Raw genomic sequence first — 21,908 nt, 5'->3', positions numbered from 1 at the left:
GGGTTGGTGCTGGCTGCCGGATCAGACCGACATCGGGTTGGGCTTGTTCGGGTCGAGGTTGTACTTCTTGATGGCCTCGGCAACCTTGTCGCGGCCGATCGCACCCTCGTCGGCCAGCGCCTTGAGCGCGGCCAGCGTGACCCAGTAGCGGTCCACTTCAAAGAAGTGGCGCAGCTTCTCGCGCGTGTCCGAGCGGCCGAAGCCGTCGGTGCCCAGCACCACGTAGCGGCGCGGCACGAACGGACGGATCTGCTCGGCAAACGCACGCACGTAGTCGGTGGAGGCGATCACCGGGCCGCGGGCCGACTTCAGGCTCTTGGCCACGTGCGATTCGCGCGGGGTCTCGGTCGGGTGCAGCAGGTTGAAGCGCTCGACGTCGTGGCCTTCGCGGGCCAGTTCGGTGAAGCTCGGGCAGCCCCACAGGTCCGACTCCACGCCCCAGTCCTTCTTGAGCAGGTCGGCAGCGGCGATCACCTCGCGGAAGATCGTGCCCGAGCCCAGCAGCTGCACGCGCGGCGCGTTGCTGTTCTCGACGCCCTTGCGGAACTGGTACATGCCCTTGACGATGTCCTGCTCCACGCCAGCCGGCATTTCCGGATGCTCGTAGTTCTCGTTCATCACCGTCAGGTAGTAGTAGACGTCTTCCTGCTCGGCGTACATGCGGCGCAGGCCGTCCTGCATGACCACCGCCAGTTCGTACTGGAAGGTCGGGTCGTACGAGATGCAGTTCGGGATCGCGGCGTGGAACACGTGCGAGTGGCCGTCTTCATGCTGCAGGCCTTCGCCGTTCAGCGTGGTGCGGCCGGCGGTGCCGCCCAGCAGGAAGCCGCGCGAGCGCATGTCGGCAGCGGCCCAGCACAGGTCGCCGATACGCTGGATGCCGAACATCGAGTAGTAGATGTAGAACGGGATCATCTGCACGCCGTGCGTCGAGTACGACGTGGCGGCCGCGATCCAGTCGCACATGGCGCCGGCTTCGTTGATGCCCTCCTGCAGCACCTGGCCAGTCTGCGATTCCTTGTAGAACATCAGCTGGTCATGGTCTTCCGGCACGTACTTCTGGCCTTCCTGGTTCCAGATGCCGACCTGGCGGAACAGGCCTTCCATGCCGAAGGTGCGCGACTCGTCCGGCACGATGGGCACCACGTGCTTGCCGATCTGCTTGTCTTTCAGCAGCGTGTTCAGGATCCGCACGAAGGCCATGGTGGTGGACACTTCGCGGCCTTCGCCGGTGGCCTTGAGCAGCGCGTCGAACGCGGACAGCTGCGGGACCGGCAGCGCTTCGGCCTTCTGGCGGCGGGCCGGCAGGTAGCCGCCCAGGTTCAGGCGCGCCTGGCGCATGTATTCCAGTTCCTTCGAACCTTCCGGGAAGGTGATGTACGGCACATCTTCCAGCTGGTCGTCGGCAACGGGGAGATTGAACTGGTCGCGGAACTTGCGGATCGCGTCCACCGGCATCTTCTTCTGCTGGTGGGCCACGTTCATGGCCTGGCCGGCGTCGCCCATGCCATAGCCCTTGATGGTCTTGGCCAGGATCAGCGTGGGCTGGCCCTTGTGCTCGCTGGCGGCCTTGTAGGCGGCGTAGATCTTGTGCGGATCGTGGCCGCCGCGGTTCAGGCGCCAGATGTCGTCGTCGGACCAGTCGGCCACCATCGCCTTCAGCTCAGGCGTGTTGAAGAAGTGCTCGCGGACATAGGCGCCGTCCTTGGCCTTCATGGTCTGGTACTCGCCGTCGACGCATTCCATCATGCGCTTCATCAGCAGGCCCTTGGTGTCGCGCGCCAGCAGCGAATCCCACTTGCTGCCCCACACCACCTTGATCACGTTCCAGCCGGCACCGCGGAATTCGGATTCCAGTTCCTGGATGATCTTGCCGTTGCCGCGCACCGGGCCATCCAGGCGCTGGAGGTTGCAGTTGATGACGAAGACCAGGTTGTCGAGCTTCTCGCGGCCGGCCATGCCGATCGCACCCAGCGATTCCGGCTCGTCGGTCTCGCCGTCGCCCAGGAAGGCCCAGACCTTGCGGTCGCCGGCCTTGGCCAGGCCGCGGCTGTCCAGGTACTTCATGAAGCGGGCCTGGTAGATGGCCATGATCGGGCCCAGGCCCATCGACACCGTCGGGAACTGCCAGAAGTCCGGCATCAGCCACGGGTGCGGGTAGGACGAGATGCCCTTGCCGTCCACCTCCTGGCGGAAGTTGTCGAGCTGGTCCTGGGTCAGGCGGCCGAGCAGGAAGGCGCGCGAATATACGCCCGGAGCCGAGTGGCCCTGCACGAACACCAGGTCGCCGCCGCCGGCTTCCGACGGGGCGCGCCAGAAGTGGTTGTAGCCGACGTCATACAGCGTGGCCGCCGAGGCGAACGACGAGATGTGGCCGCCGACGTTGGTGTGCTTGTTGGCGCGCAGCACCATCGCCATGGCGTTCCAGCGGGTGTACGAGCGGATCCGGTGCTCGATGTCCTGGTCGCCGGGGATGCGGGCCTGCTGCTCGACCGGAATCGTGTTGATGTACTGCGTCTCGGCGTGGAACGGCTGGGTCACGCCGTTCACGCGTGCGTATTCGATCTGCTTGTCGATCAGGAAAGCGGCGCGCGCCGGACCTTCGGCGGCCAGGACGCCCTGCAGGGCGTCGAGCCATTCATGGGTTTCCTGGGGATCGGCGTCGTTGGCGCTCGAGGCGCCGAGAATCTGCTCTGGTACGGCGGACATGACTGTCTCCTGGGTGAATTCTTTGCATCCGCGCCCGCGCTGGCAGCGCCCGGACACGACTTTACGTATGACTCGCACCGACTTGCGGATCCGGCACCATGCCGCCTTGCATCGGGGCCGCCGCCGGGAAACCTGTTCCGGTTTCTCCGCGCGGCAGGCGCATGGCTGCCGCCCGCATTCTTGGGTCGAACCGATTCTATGGAAGCCCAAAGTCCAGCACAAGTGAAATTTTCAAATTGCGGTATCGTTTTTTATAATGCGGAATTATGCGGCGGCGCACCAAGAATCACTGCCCGGCTGCCCCGCCATGCGCCATAAGCCTGCCCGCCCCGGCCGCAGCAGCAATGTTTTCATTGGCGCTTTCCCCAAGCGACGCACCGCAATAATCTCGGTACACTGGTCGGTCAGCCGTCAATCCCTCCCATGCCGTTTTTCGACCGACTCCTTTCCAGCCTGCGTGCAGCCATGCTTCCTCCCGACGCGTCGGGGTCAGCCAAGGCGGCCGGAGGCGATCCCGCGCACGCCCCTTCGCCGGCTGCCGGACTGGGGCCGATCGAGGCGCTGGGCCCCGACGACGGCGCCCCCGTGGCCGCACCGCGCGGGCTGTGGTGGCTGCGCTGGCGCAACCTGGTGGCCACCAGCTGGTTCATGTTCATCCCGCTGGTTGCCATCGTGCTGTTCACGGTGGCCATGGGCGTGATCCTGTGGTCCCTGCACGAGACCGAGCGCCAGCAGCAGCGCGACGCCCTGTACCGCGACGCCGCCTGGGCGCAGCAGCGCGTGCGCCTGTCCCTGCTGAGCAACCAGGACCAGCTGGCCTCGCTGGCGCGCGACATCGCCGCCGCGCAGCTTGAGCAAGGCGCCTACCGCACCGCGGCGCAGGAAATCCTGCGCGAAAACCCCGAGATCGTTTTCATCAACTGGCTCGATGCCACCAAGCGCGGCCGCTGGTCGTTGCCATCGACCTCGGAATTCGCCAGCCGCCTGCGCGAGAACCAGGACCAGCCGCTCGAACCGGAAGTGCTCGACACCTTCGACGCCGCGCGCGAGACCCAGCGAGTGGTCTATTCGCGCCCGCTGGTCAACGAGCGCGGCGACAGCTTCATGCTGATGGAAGTGCCGATCGTGCGCGACAACGAGTTCCTCGGCACGCTCGGCGCGCTGTACTCGATCAACGGCATCCTGACGCACCTGCTGCCGCCCGAGCTGACCGAGCGCTACCGCTTCTCGCTGATCGACAAGAACAACCAGACCCGCGCCAGCACCTCGTTGCGGCCGGTGCCGGGCAACGCGCTGTCGTACGAGGTGCTGCTGGATCCGCCGGGTCACTCCCTGTCGCTGCGCGCCGATGCCTACCCGCCGGCGTCGAACCTGCCCAACAACATGCTGCTGTGGCTGGTGGTGGGGCTGTCGTGCTTCCTGCTGTGGAGCCTGTGGAGCATGTGGCGCCACACCAGCCGCCGCTCCGAGGCGCAGCGCGCGCTGCTGGCCGAGACCTCGTTCCGGCGCGCGATGGAAAACTCGATGCTGATCGGCCTGCGCGCGCTCGACCTGAACGGCCGCATCACCTATGTCAACCCGGCCTTCTGCCGCATGACCGGCTGGCAGGAGAACGACCTGGTCGGGCGCCTGCCGCCCTTCCCCTACTGGCCGCCCAACGACCAGCAGGAGATGCAGAAGCAGATCGACCTGACGCTGCAGGGCAAGTCGCCCGCCGGCGGCTACGAGATGCGCGTGATGCGCCGCGACGGCAGCAGCTTCTACGCGCGCATGTACGTGTCGCCGCTGGTGGACAGCCGCGGCCGCCATACTGGCTGGATGAGCTCGATGACGGACATCACCGAGCCCAAGCGCGCGCGCGAGGAACTGGCCGCGGCGCATGACCGCTTCACCACGGTGCTGGAAAGCCTGGATGCCGCGGTGTCGGTGCTGGCCACCGACAAGGCGGAGCTGCTCTTTGCCAACCGCTATTACCGCCAGCTGTTCGGCTGGGAGGCCGAGGGCCACCTCAAGCTGGCCGGCGACGACCTCGACAAGGACCAGGTCTCCAGCGACAACACCGACTATGTCGACGCCTATGCCGGCCTGCCGGCGTCCGAGCTGATGCCGTACGCATCGGACGCGCGCGAAGTGTTCGTGCCGGACATGCAGAAATGGTTCGAAGTGCGCCGCCGCTATATCCAGTGGGTCGACGGCCACCTGGCGCAGATGCAGATCGCCACCGATATCACGGTGCGCAAGGCCGCCGAGGAAATGGCGCGCCAGCATGAAGAGCGCCTGCAGTTCACCAGCCGCCTGACCACCATGGGCGAGATGGCCTCGTCGCTGGCGCATGAACTGAACCAGCCGCTGGCGGCCATCAACAACTACTGCATGGGCGCGGTGGCGCGGCTGCACTCGGGCCGCAGCACGCCGGAGGACCTGATCCCGGTGCTGGAGAAGACCTCGGCCCAGGCGGTGCGCGCCGGCACCATCATCAGCCGCATCCGCGGCTTCGTGAAGCGCAGCCAGCCGCAGCGGCGCGAGGCCGCGCTGCACGACATCGTCGCCGACGCGGTAGGCCTGGCCGACCTGGAGGCCACGCGCCGCCGCGTCACCATCCTGACCCGCCTGCCGACCCCGCCGCTGACGGTCTATGTCGACCCGGTGCTGATCGAGCAGGTGCTGGTGAACCTGCTCAAGAACGCGGTCGAGGCCATGGCCGGCCTGCCCGCCCTGCACGCCGGCGGCGTGGTGCGCCTGCACGCGCGGGTGGAGCCGGGCGAGATTGGCGACAGCGTCCATATCGACGTGATCGACCAGGGCCCGGGCGTGGACGAAGCCACCAAGGAGCGCCTGTTCGAGCCCTTCTTCAGCACCAAGTCCGACGGCATGGGCATGGGGCTGAACATCTGCCGCTCGATCATCGAGTCGCACCAGGGCCGCCTGTGGGTGGAGAACAATGCCGACGGCATCGGCTGTACATTTAAAATCATGCTGCCGCTGCAATCGGCGCTGGCCGAGCATTAAGCCGAAGCACAGGCCCTGTTGCCGAGGCCTTCGCGCCCGGGCATGCCCAAGGATTCCACAAAAAGCCGGCCCGCCCCGTTTCCCCCACGGATGTGGGGGGCCTGTCTCGCCACAGAGGGCCGCTGCCGGTTACACTTCGCAGCAATGAATTGTTGTCCCGAGGAGACTACATGACCGCAACGCCAAACCCCACGCCCCACCGCGGCGAGACCGTGTTCATCGTCGACGACGATGAAGCCATGCGCGACTCGCTGACCTGGCTGCTGGAGGGCAATGGCTACCAGGTGCGCAGCTTCACCAGCGCCGAGCAGTTCCTCGCCGCCTACGATGCCAGCCAGGTGTCGTGCCTGATCCTCGACGTGCGCATGCCCGGCATGAGCGGCCCGGAACTGCAGGAGCGCATGCTGGCCGAGCAGATCGACATTCCCATCGTCTTTATCACCGGCCACGGCGACGTGCCGATGGCGGTATCGACGATGAAGCGCGGCGCCATCGACTTCATCGAAAAGCCCTTCGATGAGTCCGAGCTGCGCGCACTGGTCGAGCGCATGCTGACCAAGGCCCGCACCGACCATTCCGCCGCACGCGAGCAGCGCGCCGCCAAGGACCTGCTGGGCAAGCTGACCACGCGCGAGCAGCAGGTGCTCGAGCGCATCGTTGCCGGCCGCCTGAACAAGCAGATCGCCGACGACCTGGGCATTTCCATCAAGACCGTGGAGGCGCACCGCGCCAACATCATGGAAAAGCTCAACGTCAACACCGTCGCCGACCTGCTGCGCCTGGCGCTGTCACGCAACAGCTGAGCGGCTGGCGCCTGCCTCTGCCTGACCCGGTGCGGCCCGCGGCCGCATCGGCTGCCCTCTCCGCGCGCCGTCCGGCGCCGCCCCTGCCCCCCTCAGTCCCGTCAGCGGTCCAGGTATTCCTCGTCCCGGAACGTGACCACCCATTGTGGCCGATAGACCACAAAAATCGCCACCAGCATGCCGGTCAGGAAGGCCTCGCCAAAGGCCAGGATGACGGCTGCCGTCAGGGTATCGGCAATGCTCCATGGCAGGCCCGGCGCCGTCAGGTGGCGCCAGCCGGCCTCGGCCGCGCTGGCGCCCAGCGCGGCCAGCCCGGCCGTGAAATAGCCGTGTCCGAGGATAAAGACGAACGGATGCCGCGGCAGCAGACGCCGCATCATCGCCTGCAACGCTGCGGAGATCAGCGCCGGCAGCAGCGCCAGCCAGACGTAGCGCACCCACAGCGAGGGCCAGTCGAACTGCGCCCAGCCATGCCCGGCCAGGTATTCGAGCCCGAACAGCGACACCACGTCCACCACGAACAGCGACAGCAGCGCCAGCGGCAGCCCGAACAGCGTCACCATCAGCGTGGCGCCGAGCAGCTGGATCACCAGCCCGCCGACCAGGGTGGCGCGCAACGTCCACAGCAGCGCCACCAGCACCATCGCACCCAGCCAGGCGTTCTGCAGCGCATTGCGCCGCAACAGCTGCCAGGGCCGGCGCGTCAGCGCCCACAGCAGTGCCGCCAGGGACAGCAACAGCAGCAAGGGATGGGACAGCAGGGATGGAAGCGCGGTGTGCATGCGGCCGATGCTACCAGCGCTGCCCCGCCCGGCCCTTGCACCCGCTCAAGCTCCGTGCGGCAAGCCCCACGCAACCTTTATAATTCCGCCTTTAGCCCAACCCGCGCTCCGGCGCGCGGCGGCACCTCCACCTCCCGGCCACAAACCCGCCCTGCCTCCATGCCTGCCCAACTGATCGACGGCAATGCCCTTGCCAAACAAATCCGCTCCGAAGCCGCCCTGCGCGCCGCCCGCCTGACCGAGCGTGGCCACCGGCCCGGCCTGGCCGTGATCCTGGTCGGCGAGGACCCGGCCAGCCAGGTCTACGTCCGCAACAAGGTCAAGGCCTGCCAGGACAACGGCTTTCATTCCTCGCTCGACCGCTACCCGGCCGACCTGTCGGAGGCGGAACTGCTGGCCCGCATCGAGGCCCTGAACCAGGACCCCAACATCCACGGCATCCTGGTGCAGCTGCCCCTGCCCAAGCATATCGACAGCCACAAGGTGCTTGAAGCCATCGCCCCGGAAAAGGATGTCGACGGCTTCCATGTGGCCAATGCCGGCGCGCTGATGACCGGCGCCCCGCTGTTCCGCCCGTGCACGCCCTACGGCTGCATGAAGATGCTGGAATCGGTCCAGTTCCCGCTGCGCGGCGCCCGCGCCGTGGTGGTGGGCGCCTCCAATATCGTCGGCAAGCCGATGGCGATGCTGCTGCTGCAGGCCGGCGCCACCGTCACCATCTGCAACAGCAAGACGCGCGACATCGGCGCCCATACCCGCGACGCGGATGTGGTGGTGGCCGCGGTCGGCAAACGCAACCTGATCACCGCCGACATGGTCAAACCGGGCGCGGTGGTGATCGACGTGGGCATGAACCGCGACGACAACGGCAAGCTGTGCGGCGACGTCGACTTTGCCGGCGTGCGTGAAGTCGCCGGCTACATCACGCCGGTGCCGGGCGGCGTCGGCCCGATGACCATCACCATGCTGCTGGTCAATACGCTGGAAGCCGCCGAGCGCGCCGCCGGCTGAGGCCGCGCGTACGATACGCCACCCGGGGCCCTGGAAAATCCGGTGCCCCGGCCCCATCTGCGGGATTATTGCCCGATCGAGGCCAGCCAACCGAGAACACGCCATGGACCAAGCCGCCAACGCTACCAATCCTCTGCTGGACTTTTCCGACCTGCCCCGCTTTGCCGAGATCCGGCCCGAGCACATCAGCCCGGCGCTGGACGTGCTGCTGGAACGCGCGCAGCAGGCTGTCGCCCGCGCCGAAGATCCCGCCACGCCCGCCGACTGGGGCAACGCCGTGCAGGCGCTGGAAGCGGCCACCGAGCCGCTGGGCCGCGCCTGGGGCGTGGTCAGCCACCTGAGCGCCGTGGCCGATACGCCCGAACTGCGCAAGGCTCACGCCGAGAACCTGCCGCGCATGACCGAGTTCTGGTCCTCGCTCGGCCAGAGCCTGGCGCTGTATGACAAGTACAAGGCGCTGGCTGCCAGCCCGGAGTTCGCCGGCATGAGCGCGGCGCGCCACCAGCTGATCGAAAACGAACTGCGCGGCTTCCGCCTGGGCGGTGCCGAACTGCCTGAAGACAAGAAGCCGCGCTTCGCCGAGATCCAGGAACAGCAGGCCCAGCTGTCCAAGGCCTTTTCCGACCACGTGCTGGATGCCACCAACGCCTACGCGCTGCATGTCGAGGACGAGGCCCGCCTGTCCGGCCTGCCCGATGACGCCAGGGAAGCCGCCCGCCATGCCGCAGAGAAGGATGGCAAGGCCGGCTGGAAATTCACGCTGCACTTCCCGTCCTACTTCCCGGTGCTGCAGTACGCGGACGACCGCGCGCTGCGCCAGACCCTGTATGAAGCCAATGTAACGCGCGCCTCGGAACTGGGCCCGCAGCATGGTCAGGGCCAGGCCGACTGGGACAACACCGCCAATATGCGCGAGCAGCTGGCCCTGCGCCGCGAGGAGGCGCAGATGCTGGGCTACCAGTGCTACGGCGAAGTCTCGCTGGTGCCGAAGATGGCCGAATCGCCGGCCGAGGTGCTGAAGTTCCTCGACGAGCTCGCCGTCAAGGCGCGCCCCTACGCCGAGAAGGACTGGGCCGAAATGAAGGCCTTTGCCGCCGCAGAGCTGGGGCTGCCTGAGCTGGCGCCATGGGATGTCGCCTATGCCTCGGAGAAGCTGCGCCAGCAGCGCTATGCGTTCTCCGAGCAAGAGGTCAAGCAGTACTTCCCGGAAGCGAAGGTGCTCGAGGGCCTGTTCGGCGTGGTGCAGAAGCTGTTCTCGGTGCGCATCGAGCCCGAGCAGGCGCAGACCTGGCACAAGGACGCGCGCTTCTTCCGCGTCACCACCGCCGACGGCACGCTGCTGGCCCAGTTCTACATCGACCTGTACGCGCGCGAAGGCAAGCGCGGCGGCGCCTGGATGGACGACGCGCGCGGCCGCAAGGTGCTGGAGCAAGGCGGCGTGCAGACGCCGGTGGCCTACCTGACCTGCAACTTCTCCGCGCCGGTGGGCGACAAGCCCGCGCTGTTCACGCACGATGAAGTGATCACCCTGTTCCATGAGTTCGGCCACGGCCTGCACCACATGCTGACGCAGGTGGGCGAGCTCGGCGTGTCGGGCATCAACGGCGTGGAATGGGATGCGGTGGAGCTGCCGTCGCAGTTCATGGAGAACTTCTGCTGGGAGTACGAGGTGCTGACCGGCATGACGCAGCACATCGACACCGGCGAGCCGCTGCCACGCGCGCTGTTCGACCGCATGCTGGCCGCCAAGAACTTCCAGAACGGCATGATGACGCTGCGCCAGATCGTGTTCTCGTCGTTCGACATGCACCTGCACACCGACTTCGATCCGGCCGGCGCCACCTCGGTGCTGGACCTGTCGCGCCAGATCAACGACCGCGTGCACGTGGTGCCGCAGCATCCGCTGTCGCGCTGGCCGAACACCTTCAGCCATATCTTCGCCGGCGGCTATGCGGCGGGCTACTACAGCTACAAGTGGGCCGAGGTGCTGTCGGCCGACGTGTACGCGGCGTTCGAGGAAGCCGCTCAGCTGTCGGGCAGCGTGCTCGACAGCGAGACTGGCGCGCGCTACCAGCGCGAGATCCTGTCGGTGGGCGGCAGCCGTCCGGCAATGGACTCGTTTGTCGCGTTCCGCGGCCGCGCGCCGCAGATCGACGCGCTGCTGCGCCACGGCGGGATGGCAGCATGAGCGCGGCCGCCCTGCCCGCCAGCGGCCCGCTTCGCATTGCCAGCTGGAACGTCAACTCGCTCAAGGTGCGCCTGCCGCAGGTGCTGCAATGGCTGGCCGAGCAGGACCAGACCGGCGCGCCGATCGACGCGCTGTGCCTGCAGGAACTGAAGCTGCCGGACGACAAGTACCCGCTGGCCGAACTGGAGAACGCGGGCTTCCACAGCATCTACACCGGGCAGAAGACGTACAACGGCGTGGCCATCCTCGCACGCGACGCCAGCATGCCCGGCCCCGCCGACGTGGTGCGCAACATCCCCGGCTTCGAGGACGCGCAGCAGCGCGTGATCGCTGCCACTTATGGCGACCTGCGGCTGGTCTGCGCCTACTTCCCCAACGGGCAGGCGCCGGACTCGGACAAGTTCGTCTACAAGCTCAAGTGGCTGGACGCGATGACGGCGTGGCTGCGCGAAGAAATGAAGCGCTACCCGAAGCTGGCGCTGCTGGGCGACTTCAATATCGCGCCGGAAGACCGCGACGTGCACGACCCCAAGAAATGGGAAGGCCAGAACCTGGTCTCGCCGCAGGAGCGCGCCGCCTTTGCCGCACTGGTGGAGCTCGGCCTGGCGGATGCGTTCCGCCAGTTCGAGCAGCCGGAGAAGGCCTTCTCGTGGTGGGACTACCGCATGATGGCGTTCCGCCGCAATGCGGGCCTGCGCATCGACCACATCCTGCTGTCGCCGGCATTGACCAGCGGCTGCAGCGCCTGCGTGATCGACCGCGTGCCGCGCACGTGGGAGCAGCCGTCGGACCACACGCCGGTGGTCGCCACGCTCAGTTGCAACTGAACGCGCCGCTGGCGCCGCGCGCGGGTTCAGGCAAGTCCGCACAAGCCCCGCTCGCCGCGCGGCGCCGCGCCCGCTACACTGCGGGCATGAGCCACACCCGCCAGGCCATGTTCCGCCACCGCAACCTTCCTCACCTGCTGCTGCAAGCGCGCGAGACATTGCTGGCCGGCTTTCGCCCGATCCTGCGGCAGTTCGGCATCACCGAGCAGCAATGGCGCGTGATGCGCACGCTCAACGAGCGCGAGCCGATGGAGCCGAACCAGCTGGCCGACGCCTGCCTGATCCTGAGCCCCAGCCTGACCCGCATGCTGTGCGGCATGGAAGACGCAGGGCTGGTCGAACGGACCCGCTCTGCCACCGACCAGCGCCGCCAGCTGGTCAGCCTTACGCCGTCGGCGCGCGCCATCATCGTGCAAATGGAGCCGCTGGTCGATGCGCGCTACCAGGAGCTGGCGCAGCGGCTCGGCCCGGAGCGCCTGACCGAGGTCTACCGCGCGCTCGACGCCATGCTGGCCGGCCTGGCGCCGCAGCCGAACCTGCCCGAATCCACCCCGCCCGAATCCGTTGCCTCGCCACCGCCTGGGCGCGGCGGCGAGGCCGGCTGAGCCTGCCCCTTCATTGCCGATGCCCGCGTCCCATCCCGGATCACTTCTGCCGCGCCTGTTCCCATGGAGCCAGCGCGTCGACAAGACCACGCTGCGCGCCGACCTGGTGGCCGGCCTGCTCGGCGCCGTGCTGGTGCTGCCGCAGGGCGTGGCCTTCGCCACGCTGGCGGGCCTGCCGCCGCAATATGGCATCTACAGCGCGGTGGTGCCGTGCATCGTGGCGGCGCTGTTCGGTTCGAGCTGGCACGTGATGTCGGGGCCGACCAACGCCAATTCGCTGGCATTGTTCGCGATGCTGAGCCCGCTTGCGTTTGCCGGCAGCCCGGCCTATATCGGGCTGGCGCTGGCGGTCACCATCGTGGTGGGCGTGATGCAGCTCGCCGTGGGCACGTTGCGGCTGGGCACGCTGGCCAACTTTATTTCGCCGTCGGTGCTGCTCGGTTTCACCTGCGGCGCCGCGACGCTGATCGGCCTGTATGCGCTCAAGGACCTGTTCGGGCTGGCGGTGCCGACCGGCACCAGTGCATTCGGCGTGCTGCGCCACCTGTTCGAGAACATCGACGCCATCAACTGGGGCGCGGCCGCCGTAGGCGCGGTCACGCTGGTGGTGACGCTGCTGTGCAAGCGGCTGTGGCCGCGGCTGCCGTTCATGCTGCTGGGGCTGCTGGCCGGCTACGGCGTGGCGCTGCTGCTGAACCAGTCCGGCGCGGGCGGCGCCCACCATGTCAACGTGGTCGGGCCGATCCCGTCGGCGCTGCCGCGCTTCCACCTTCCCGATGTGGACTGGCGCAAGCTGCCAGACCTGCTGGGCATCGCCTCGGCGCTGACCATCGTCGCGCTGGGCCAGTCGATCTCGATCGCCAAGGCGGTGGCGCTGCGCTCGGGCCAGCATATCGACGCCAACCGCGAGTTCATCGGCCAGGGCCTGTCCAATATCGCGGGCGGCTTCTTCTCGGGCTATATCTCGTGCGGCTCGCTCAACCGCTCGGTGCCCAATTTCGAAGCCGGCGCGCGCACGCCGCTGGCCAGCGTGTTCTCGGCGCTGTGGCTGGTGGCGCTGGTGGCCGTCAGCGCCCCGCTGCTGGCACAGATCCCGATGGCGGCGATCGCCGCGATGTTGCTGCTGGTGGCGTGGGGCCTGCTCGACACCGCGCGGCTGCGCCGCATCTTCACGCTCAGCCGCACGGAATTTGCCATCGCCATCGGCACCTTCGCCGCCACGCTGGTAATCCGGCTGGAGATGGCGGTGCTGCTCGGCACCGTGCTGTCGCTGGTGGCCTACCTGTACCGCACCTCGCGGCCGGCCGTGCGCAGCCTGGTGCCCGATGCCGACGATCCCGGCCGGCGCTTCACGCCGCTGGACGAGCTGCGCCGCCCGCAGCCGGAATGCCCGCAACTGAAGCTGCTGCGCATGGAAGGCGCGATCTACTTCGGCGCGGTGCAGTACGTGACGGATCGCCTGCACTGGCTGCGCACGGTCAACGCCGGCCAGACGCACCTGCTGGCGATGACCAAGAGCATGAACTTCATCGACCTGGCCGGTGCCGAGATGTGGGAAAACGAGCTCGCCGAACGGCGCGCGCTGGGCGGCGATCTGTACTTCCACCGCCCGCGCACGCAGGTCTTGCAGACCTGGGCGCAGACCGGCTTTACCGACAAGCTCGGAGCCGACCATATCTTCCCGACGAAGCGGCAGGCGCTGCACACGATCGTCGGCCAGCTCTCGCCGGAAATCTGCGCGCAATGCACGGTGCGGATCTTTGAAGAATGCGCATCACGACCAGGCGCCGCGACCCCGGCAGCACAATGAACTGAAGCGCCGGCGCGTCGGCATGAGCGGCGGCCGCGCACCAGCGTTCAGCAACAGTACGGCTGCAGGAAAAACCTGGAAACTGAAACGGGAAAAGCGGGGATCTGCCTGTGCCGGCGTTGCCGGCTTGGCACGCAAGGCCGGACGGCCCTACGTCTGGGAACCTGATAACAGATAGGCGCCCGCGGCATGCCGGAGCCTGGCCGGGGCATCCATCCGCATCAGATCGGCGCCACGTGGGCGCGCTTGACGACGATTGGCTGGGGCGCGCCCTGCTCGATCAGCACCACGGCGGCGCGTTCGATGGTTTCGCGGCCGGCACGGAATGCCTCTTCCAGCGACAGGACCTGGTCGGCACTGAAGCCTTCCCACAGTGCTTCGCGTGTCACCACGCAAGTCACCTTCTCGCCATTGACAAGTGCCTGGAACAACAAGCCTTCATTATTGATGTCGTAGCGCTCTTGCTCTTGGAATTTGATTTCCATCGGTGCAGCCCTCCATATGCAAGTGGAGAAACATCCTAACATGGCTCCGGCAAAATCGTATGGATAGAGCCCATGCGAATGCGCTCATTGCGAAGACCATCACGGCCGCCTTCGAGTTCCATCCGCGCGTATGTGTGGCTCCCGGTCACAATGACGGGGTTGTTCCGGCAAGTGCGTCAAACATTTGACAGCGCCGAAAATCATGCTAGAATCTCGGTCTTCGTTGGGGCGTTAGCTCAGTTGGTAGAGCAGCGGACTCTTAATCCGTAGGTCGAGTGTTCGAGTCACTCACGCCCCACCACCGAATACAGAAAGGCCGGAAGCAGCAATGCTTCCGGCCTTTTGCTTTGTGCGCTTGCCTGATTGGCTAATCCGCCGCGGCGCAGGCACGTGCCCACGCCACAGCGGCCCCGTGCATCAGGCGCCCTGGCTGGCGCGCTCGAACAGCGTGCGCGCCAGCGCGCGATGGCGCAGCAGCACGTTGGGCAGGTCGGCCGTCAGCAGTGCACCGTCGCGCACCACTTCCCTGCCGTTGATCACGCTCGCCGCGACATTGGCCGGCGTGCAGAACACCAGCGCCGCCACCGGGTCATGGCCGGCGCCGGCAAAGCCGACCTGCGACATGTCGAAGGCGACAAAATCCGCCGACATGCCCGGCGCCAGCGCACCGATATCGTCGCGGTTGAGCACGCGCGCGCCACCCAGCGTGGCAATCTCCAGCGCCTCGCGCGCGCTCATGGCGGCCGGCCCGTAGCCAACGCGCTGCAGCAGCATGGCCTGGCGCGCCTCGCCCAGCATATGCGCGCCGTCGTTCGACGCGCTGCCGTCCACGCCCAGGCCCACCGGCACGCCGGCATCGCGCATGGCGCGCACCGGTGCAATGCCGGATGCCAGCCGCATGTTCGAGCACGGGCAATGCGCCACGCCGGTCCCGGTGCGGGCAAACAGTGCGATGCCCTCGTCGTCCAGCTTGACGCAGTGCGCATGCCACACATCGTGTCCGACCCAGCCCAGGTCCTCGGCATACTGGGCCGGCGTCAGGCCGATTTTCTCACGCGAGTAGGCAATGTCGTTGTCGTTCTCGGCCAGGTGCGTGTGCAGCGACACGCCATAGTGCCGCGCCATATTGGCCGACTCGCGCATCAGGTCGCGTGACACCGAAAACGGCGAGCACGGCGCCAGCACCACGCGCAGCATCGCGTGGCGCGCACTGTCGTGGTACTGCTCCACCAGCCGCTGGCTGTCGCGCAGGATGGCGGCCTCCTCTTCCACCACCACGTCCGGCGGCAGGCCGCCCTTGCTGCGGCCCACGCTCATCGAGCCGCGCGCGGCGTGGAAGCGCATGCCCATCTCCTGCGCCGCGGCAATCGAGTCATCCAGGCGCGAGCCGTTCGGGAACAAATAGAGGTGGTCGCTGGTGGTGGTGCAGCCCGACAGCATCAGCTCGGCCATCGCGGTCTTGGTCGACACCGCGATCATTTCCGGCGTCAGGTGCGACCACAGCATGTACAGGTTGGTCAGCCACGAGAACAGCTCGGCGTCCTGCGCGGCTGGCACCGCGCGCGTCAGGCTCTGGTACATGTGGTGGTGGGTGTTGACCAGACCGGGCGTGACCACGCGACCGCGCATGTCGAGCACCTGCGCGCTGCCGTCGTCGACCATGCGCCGGTACTGCGGCGGCAGTTCCGAGGTCGGACCGACCCACTGCACGGCGGGGCCTTCGGCAACCAGGGCGCCATCGCGGATCTCGCGGCGCCGCGCATCCATGGTGACCAGCACGTCGGCGCTCAGGGCAATCAGGGTCATGGCGGAATTCCTTCTGCAAAACGAATTGGGGGACTGGATGGCAGCCAGTCTACGGCGGCGAAGTGCAATCCCCCAAGCGCAGAATTCCGATCATCCTGTCCACAAAAAGTGGACACCTGCGACACCCTGTTGCTCAGCGCGCCTGCGCGAACAAGACCGCCAGCGCATCGCCGATGCGCTCGGCCATCAGCTCGGCAGCGGCGCTGAGCGGGCCGCGAGCGCGCGCCACCAGCGTCAGCGTCTGGCCCTGCAGGTGGCGGTCGCGCAGTGGCACGTAGACCAGCGCCTGGCGGGCGCGCTCTTCCATCACATCGAGCGGGTTCAGCAGCGCGATGCCGGTGCCCAGCATCACCAGTTGCCGGATCAGCGCGGTCGAGGTGGACTCCGCCACCGGCGAGACCTCGATCGCATTGCGGGCAAAGGCCGCATCCAGGATGGCGCGGATCGACAGCGAGGGCGCCGGCAGGATCAGCGGATAGCCGACGCATTCGCTCAGCAGCGCCGATTGCCGGGCCGCCAGCGCATGGCCCGGCGGCACCACCGCGCCGATCTGCCAGTCGCTGGTGGCCAGCGCGCGGAAGGCGGGCAGCTCAGGCAGGTCATAGCCAAGGCCCAGGTCGGCGTCGCCCTGCCCCACCGCCGTGGTGATATCGGCCACCGGCAGGTCGGCGACGCGCACCACGATGCCCGGGTAGCGCTGGCGGAAGTCATGCACCAGCGACGGCATCAGCGAGCCCGCCAGGCCGGCCGTGACCGCCACGGTGACCTCGCCGCGGCGCGCGCCCTTGAAGTCCTCGATGCGCTCGCGCAGCGCGTCGTGCTCGCGCAGCGTCTGGCGCACGTGGGCCAGCACCATCTCGCCCAGCGGCGTCAGCCGCAGCCGCTTGCTGATGCGCTCGAACAGCGGCGCGCCCAGTTCCGCCTCCAGGTCCAGGATCTGGCGGTTGACCGCGGTCGGCGCCACATGCAGGTGCTCGGCCGCCTTGCGGATCGAACCGCGGCGGACGACCTCGTCGAGATAGCGCAGGACTCTGGCGTGCATGGACTGAGCAAGCAGTTGGATAGTAACCACCGCGCGGGACGCGCGCGGTGGCTGGCATTGTAGCGGCCAGTGCAGCCTGGCTCGCAAAAATTGCGCGAAGGCTATTGCGTCTTATCAGATACCTTGCTAAAATCTTTTTCTTCGTTGGGGCGTTAGCTCAGTTGGTAGAGCAGCGGACTCTTAATCCGTAGGTCGAGTGTTCGAGTCACTCACGCCCCACCAGCGAATTCAGGAAAAGCCGGAAGCCTTGCTTCCGGCTTTTTTCATTTCCGCCGCGCTGCTTTGCGCGCGCGGTCGGCATGGCTGCCGGTTTCTTGATACGCGGGTTCTCACCAATTCCCCTGCGCCCGCTTTCCCGGTTGAATCGCATCCGCGCACATTGTGGAACATAGTTCCGTATCGCGGAACAATCGCAAGGTGCCGGCCGTCGCCGCATCCCGGCACGGCCCGGTCATGCCAGCGCGGGGAATCGTGACAGCGCGGGGCGCAGACGAAAGGTCTGGGTCCGAAGAAACGCCTGCAGCCCGCCTGGCGAATCAGTGAAAGAAGAACGGAGGCACTCCTTGAAAGCAGTTATCAGCGCCGGCGCAGCCGCCTGCATCGCGGCCCTTGGCCTGGCCCACGGCCTGGCCCAAGCCCAGTCCTACCCCAACAAGCCGATCCGCCTGATCGTTCCGTTCGCGGCCGGCGGCACCACCGACATCGTTGCGCGCGCGGTCTCCGACGGCCTTGGCCGCGAGCTGGGCCAGCCGGTGGTGGTGGAAAACCGCGGCGGCGGCGGCGGCGCGATCGGCGCCGACGCGCTCGCCAAGTCCGCCCCGGACGGCTACACGCTGGGCATCGCCACCGTCAGCACGATGGCGACCAACCCCGCCACCAACCCCAAGAACCCGTACGACCCGCTCAAGGACTTCGCGCCGATCACCAACCTGGTCAACGTGCCGAACGTGCTGACGGTCAACCCGAAGGTGCCGGCCAAGACCCTTAAGGAGTTCGTCGCGATGCTGCAGGCCAGCCCCGGCAAGTACAGCTACGCCTCGGCCGGCAAGGGCAGCATCTCGCACCTGGACGGCGAGCTGTTCAAGGACATCACCAAGACCGACATGGTCCATATCCCCTACCGCGGATCGGGCCCTGCGCTGAACGACACGCTGGCCGGCCAGGTCAACGCGCAGTTCGACAACCTGCCGTCGTCGATGCCGCATATCCAGGCCGGCAAGCTGCGCGCGCTGGCAGTGGCGGCGCCCAAGCGGGTCGAGGGCCTGCCAGACGTGCCGACCTTTGCCGAAGCCGGCATGAAGGACATGAACAACATGGCCTGGTACGGCCTGGTGGCCCCGGCCGGCACGCCGGCGGCAATCATCACGCGCGTGCATGATGCCGCGGTCAAGGCGCTGCAGGACCCCAACGTCAAGCGCCGCCTGGCCGACAGCGGTGCCTACACCGACGGCAACACCCCGGCGCAGTACGCCGCCCAGATCAAGCGCGAGCTGGACCTGCGCAAGAAGATCGCACGCGACCAGAACATCACACTGGAATAACCGGACGGCGAAACCGTCCCGCGAGGGGTCATGACCGGCTGCCACCTGGCAGCCGGTTTTTTTATGGCTGCCAGTTGAAAATGTGCCATCAGTCACCCACATCTGCCCCAGAATCGTTGCATTTGATCCGGCGCAGTACGCAGGCAACGCCATCGGTATTCAATACTTGTAGAAGAAACTTTCACTTTGCGGACAAGCGCTGACTCGGTACATTAGCCGGGTGTTCCGCCACATGTGCCCGGCCGCCACCGGCCAGGCTCGGCCCCAAAACCGGATTCGCGCAGGCGCTGCGCGACCGTCAATCGCGAGGATAAGCAAGATGCTGAAGAAGACCGTTTCGACCCTGATCGTTGCAGCACTGGCCGCGCTGGGCGCGACGCAGGTCTATGCGCAGAAGAACTACACCGAAGGCGGCGATCTCTACGGTGGCAGCCACACCAAGAAGGCCAGCCCGAACCAGAACCCCGCCAAATCCGGCAAGTTCGACCCGTACACCGATGGCGCCAAGCAATCGACCAAGTCGGACCTGACCAACTCGGGCAAGAAGTTCGACCCGAACACGGATGGCGCCAAGGCCGGCAAGTTCGATCCGTACACCGACGGCGCCAAGGCCGGCAAGGCTGATCCGTACACCGACGGCGCCAAGGCGCCTGCCAGCCAGGGCGGCAAGGCGCAGTAAGCCTGCCCCGCCGCCAACCGGCGGCACCAAGGCAAACAGCCCGCTTGCGCGGGCTGTTTTGCTTTCTGGCGGAGGCCGCGCTCAGGCTGCCATCGCCTGGGCCGGCTGCGCGGGCAGCATGGTGCCGCGGTCGCGGAAGCCGACATGCCAGGACAGCGCCTCTTCCAGCAGGTGCGGGGTCTGGCCGCCATGGGTGCTGGCGCGCCGGAAGTAGTCGCCCAGCAGCTCGCGGTATTGCGGGTCGGCACAGTTGTCGATGACCGTGCGCGCGCGTTCGCGCGGCGCCAGGCCGCGGAGGTCGGCCAGGCCGCGCTCGGTGACGATGATGTCGACGTCGTGCTCGGTATGGTCCACGTGCGCCACCATCGGCACGATGCTGGAGGCATCGCCGTCCTTGGCCACCGACTTGGTCACGAATACCGACAGGTGCGCATTGCGCGCAAAATCGCCGGAGCCACCGATGCCGTTCATCATGTGCGTGCCCCCCACATGCGTGGAGTTGACGTTGCCGTAAATGTCGCACTCGAGCGCCGTGTTGATGGTAATCAGCCCGAGCCGGCGCAGGATCTCAGGATGGTTGCTGATCTCCTGCGGACGCAGCAGCAGGCGCGAGCGATAGCGGTCCAGGTTGGACAGGAAGCGCTGGTACACCTCGCGCGTCAGCGTCACCGAAGAGGCCGAGGCAAACGCCAGGCGCCCCGCATCCAGAAGTTCGATGGTGCTGTCCTGCAGCACCTCGGAATACATCTGCAAGTCGCGGAACGGTGAATCGACCATGCCGTGCAACACCGCGTTGGCAATGGTGCCAATGCCCGCCTGCAGCGGCTGCAGCGAGGGCGAGAGCCTGCCGGCGCGGACTTCGCGCAGCAGGAAATCGTTGAGATGGCCGGCGATATTGCGGGTATCGGCATCCGGCGGCAGCGCGTTGGACGGGCTATCGTCCTTGGCGGTGATGACGATGGCCGCGATCTTCTCGGGATCGATGGGGATATACGGCAGGCCAATGCGCTGCTCGGGCGCAATCAGCGGGATCGGCTGGCGGTACGGGCGCCGCACCGGGAAGTAGATGTCGTGCAGCCCTTCCAGCTCCAGCGGCATGTTCAGGTTGATCTCGACGATCACCTTGCGCGCCAGTATGGCGAAGCTGGCCGAGTTGCCGACCGAGGTGCTGGGGATGATGCCGCCCTGCTCGGTGATCGCCACCGCTTCCACCACGGCAACGTCCACCGGTGCGATCTGGCCGGAACGCAGTTGCTCCACGGTCTCGGACAGGTGCTGGTCGATGAACATCACTTCGCCTGCGTTGATCTTGCGGCGCAGCGTCGCGTCGGACTGGAACGGCAGGCGGCGCGCAATCACGTCCGCCTCGGCCAGTACCCGATCGATGTCGTTTCCCAGCGACGCGCCGGTCATCAGGGTGATGCGCAGCGGCTCGGTGGCCGCGCGCCGCGCCAGCGCAAACGGGACTTCCTTGCAGTCGCCCGCGCGCGTGAAACCGCTCATGCCTACCGTCATGCCATCGCGGATCAGCGCGGCGGCTTCGTCGGCCGAGACTACCTTGTCGTGCAGCCTGGCCAGGCGAATGCGTTCCTTGTACATCCTTATCTCCGGTCTGGCGGCCGGGCCCGTGCCCGCGCCGCGCGCCCCTGCTGGCCTGAAGGCTCGTTGGCGGGGTCTCCGGCAGGCAGTGTAGCCAGCCGCATACATTCTGGCTGTGATTTAAAGTCATGGCTCCCAGTCGCTTTATTCATAGCTCAAGCCATGCCAGGGGTCGTGCGGGATACTATGTCCCTGTGGTGCCACAGGGCATTCCCGACCTGTCACAATTCCGGCAAAAGATTCTGGTAGTGTCTGGCCCATCGGTCGACCGTGCCCCGCCAGAGAGGCTGCGGCGCCCGTGCCGCCCGGGCCGGCCATGCTCCGGCCCCTGGTACCCGCGCGACGGATGCCAGCGCATCGCAGTGGCGGCAAACCAAAACAGGAGACGCCATTCATGCAGCCAAGACCCCTCGAACCCAGCGAGCCGGTTGTCCTTGCCCTGGTTGATGCCGTAACCGCCTGGCAAGGTGCGTTGGAACAGACGCTATGCGCCTCTGGCCTGAACTACTCCCAGTGGCTGCTGCTGCGGGCCATCCGCCAGGATGCCTTCGTGCGCGGCTCGCCATTGACAGGCCCGATGCCGATCGATGTCGAGCGTTCCGAGACGATGCTGGATGAACTGCGGCGCGACGGCTGGATCGAGTACGCCGGCACTCAGGCGCCCCGCATTGCAGAAAGCGCAGCCAACCGGCTGCAGCGCACCGCGCAGGCCCTCAGCGCGCTGCACAGCGTGTCAGTGGCGGCGTTCAGTTCGCAAGAGCGCGCTGCGCTGGGCACCCTGCTGGAGCGGATGAAGACCACGCTGAGCGACCACACCACTCGCCAGGTTCGCGCGGGCACCGAAGCCGCCCGGCAGGAAAAAGCTGTCGCGCCCTCGCATTGCCCCGGCCTGCCGCCGGTCGCACACCGCCCCACCTCTTGCCCCACCCTCGCCGCCACGCGCCTCTGAGCGCCGCGCAAGCCGTCCCGCGGGCAGCAGCGGGAGGCCGCCCACCTTTTCTTCGCGCGCCAT

16 protein-coding genes and 2 tRNA genes are annotated in these 21,908 nt (G+C 67.1%); 12 read left to right on the top strand and 6 right to left on the bottom strand.

All coding sequences use genetic code 11. From position 1 onward, the window contains the following. Positions 1–21 precede the first annotated feature (21 nt). Entirely contained in the window at positions 22–2,709 is a 2,688-nt protein-coding gene (gene aceE / locus AC3WQZ_RS07430; protein WP_010813072.1) for a pyruvate dehydrogenase (acetyl-transferring), homodimeric type, read from the bottom strand. Positions 2,710–3,132: 423 nt separating this feature from the next. Here aceE and AC3WQZ_RS07425 point away from each other — a divergent pair, with 423 nt between their 5' ends. After that, positions 3,133–5,718 carry a PAS domain S-box protein gene (locus AC3WQZ_RS07425; RefSeq protein ID WP_037024292.1) on the top strand — a complete coding sequence of 862 codons (2,586 nt, stop codon included), beginning with the start codon at positions 3,133–3,135 and terminating at the stop codon, positions 5,716–5,718. 170 nt (positions 5,719–5,888) lie between these two features. Further along, on the top strand, positions 5,889–6,521 hold the full coding sequence (locus AC3WQZ_RS07420; protein ID WP_010813074.1) for a response regulator transcription factor: 633 nt from the start codon (positions 5,889–5,891) through the stop codon (positions 6,519–6,521). Positions 6,522–6,622: 101 nt separating this feature from the next. On the opposite strand, the gene AC3WQZ_RS07415 is transcribed toward AC3WQZ_RS07420, so the two are convergent. Further along, a complete protein-coding gene (locus AC3WQZ_RS07415) occupies positions 6,623–7,303 on the bottom strand; it encodes a hypothetical protein (protein WP_010813075.1) in 681 nt (226 codons plus the stop codon). Between the two features lie 159 nt (positions 7,304–7,462). On the opposite strand from AC3WQZ_RS07415, the gene folD reads away from it, so the two are divergent. The 5 genes from folD (at position 7,463) to AC3WQZ_RS07390 (ending at position 13,744) form a co-directional block, all read left to right on the top strand. Continuing rightward, positions 7,463–8,314 (top strand): bifunctional methylenetetrahydrofolate dehydrogenase/methenyltetrahydrofolate cyclohydrolase FolD, encoded by an 852-nt coding sequence (gene folD / locus AC3WQZ_RS07410; protein WP_010813076.1) that lies wholly within the window; start codon positions 7,463–7,465, stop codon positions 8,312–8,314. A 103-nt stretch (positions 8,315–8,417) separates the two neighbouring features. Next, the gene (locus tag AC3WQZ_RS07405) at positions 8,418–10,502 is read left to right on the top strand and encodes a M3 family metallopeptidase (RefSeq protein ID WP_010813077.1); all 2,085 of its coding nucleotides are present in this window, start codon (positions 8,418–8,420) and stop codon (positions 10,500–10,502) included. Beyond that, positions 10,499–11,329, top strand: a complete 831-nt coding sequence (xth, locus tag AC3WQZ_RS07400; protein WP_011615024.1) for an exodeoxyribonuclease III — start codon at positions 10,499–10,501, stop codon at positions 11,327–11,329. The genes AC3WQZ_RS07405 and xth overlap by 4 nt, the downstream gene beginning before the upstream one ends. An 86-nt stretch (positions 11,330–11,415) precedes the next feature. Then, positions 11,416–11,934, top strand: a complete 519-nt coding sequence (hpaR, locus tag AC3WQZ_RS07395; protein ID WP_010813079.1) for a homoprotocatechuate degradation operon regulator HpaR — start codon at positions 11,416–11,418, stop codon at positions 11,932–11,934. A 19-nt stretch (positions 11,935–11,953) separates the two neighbouring features. Beyond that, the gene (locus AC3WQZ_RS07390) at positions 11,954–13,744 is read left to right on the top strand and encodes a SulP family inorganic anion transporter (protein ID WP_439668724.1); all 1,791 of its coding nucleotides are present in this window, start codon (positions 11,954–11,956) and stop codon (positions 13,742–13,744) included. A gap of 221 nt (positions 13,745–13,965) precedes the next feature. On the opposite strand, the gene AC3WQZ_RS07385 is transcribed toward AC3WQZ_RS07390, so the two are convergent. Beyond that, complete coding sequence (locus tag AC3WQZ_RS07385) at positions 13,966–14,229, bottom strand: DUF1488 family protein (RefSeq protein WP_010813081.1); 264 nt, start codon at positions 14,227–14,229, stop codon at positions 13,966–13,968. Positions 14,230–14,454: 225 nt separating this feature from the next. On the opposite strand from AC3WQZ_RS07385, the gene AC3WQZ_RS07380 reads away from it, so the two are divergent. After that, positions 14,455–14,530: transfer RNA gene (locus AC3WQZ_RS07380), tRNA-Lys, on the top strand. A gap of 116 nt (positions 14,531–14,646) precedes the next feature. Here the strand turns inward: AC3WQZ_RS07380 and AC3WQZ_RS07375 are convergent. Both AC3WQZ_RS07375 and AC3WQZ_RS07370 read right to left on the bottom strand, forming a co-directional pair. Next, positions 14,647–16,035: an 8-oxoguanine deaminase gene (locus tag AC3WQZ_RS07375; RefSeq protein ID WP_492300266.1), complete on the bottom strand. Its 1,389-nt coding sequence runs from the start codon at positions 16,033–16,035 to the stop codon at positions 14,647–14,649. A gap of 133 nt (positions 16,036–16,168) precedes the next feature. Further along, positions 16,169–17,077 carry a LysR family transcriptional regulator gene (locus AC3WQZ_RS07370; protein ID WP_492298229.1) on the bottom strand — a complete coding sequence of 303 codons (909 nt, stop codon included), beginning with the start codon at positions 17,075–17,077 and terminating at the stop codon, positions 16,169–16,171. A gap of 146 nt (positions 17,078–17,223) precedes the next feature. Here AC3WQZ_RS07370 and AC3WQZ_RS07365 point away from each other — a divergent pair. The 3 genes from AC3WQZ_RS07365 to AC3WQZ_RS07355 all read left to right on the top strand — a co-directional run bounded on the left by AC3WQZ_RS07365 (position 17,224) and on the right by AC3WQZ_RS07355 (position 19,297). Further along, positions 17,224–17,299 (top strand) — tRNA-Lys (locus AC3WQZ_RS07365). Positions 17,300–17,640: 341 nt separating this feature from the next. Then, positions 17,641–18,618, top strand: a complete 978-nt coding sequence (locus AC3WQZ_RS07360; RefSeq protein ID WP_010813084.1) for a tripartite tricarboxylate transporter substrate binding protein BugE — start codon at positions 17,641–17,643, stop codon at positions 18,616–18,618. Between the two features lie 319 nt (positions 18,619–18,937). Continuing rightward, positions 18,938–19,297, top strand: coding sequence for a hypothetical protein (locus AC3WQZ_RS07355; RefSeq protein ID WP_010813085.1), 360 nt, complete (start codon positions 18,938–18,940; stop codon positions 19,295–19,297). Positions 19,298–19,378: 81 nt separating this feature from the next. On the opposite strand, the gene scpC is transcribed toward AC3WQZ_RS07355, so the two are convergent. Next, on the bottom strand, positions 19,379–20,896 hold the full coding sequence (gene scpC, locus AC3WQZ_RS07350; RefSeq protein ID WP_492300264.1) for a succinyl-CoA:acetate CoA-transferase ScpC: 1,518 nt from the start codon (positions 20,894–20,896) through the stop codon (positions 19,379–19,381). Between the two features lie 394 nt (positions 20,897–21,290). Between scpC and AC3WQZ_RS07345 the strand changes: the two genes are divergently transcribed. Beyond that, on the top strand, positions 21,291–21,845 hold the full coding sequence (locus AC3WQZ_RS07345; protein ID WP_011615017.1) for a hypothetical protein: 555 nt from the start codon (positions 21,291–21,293) through the stop codon (positions 21,843–21,845). Positions 21,846–21,908: the final 63 nt, after the last annotated feature.

The sequence above is a fragment of the Cupriavidus sp. FW305-26 genome, assembly GCF_058787975.1.
Note: the sequence above shows the minus strand (reverse complement) of the source record. Positions and strands in the feature narration are given on the sequence as shown.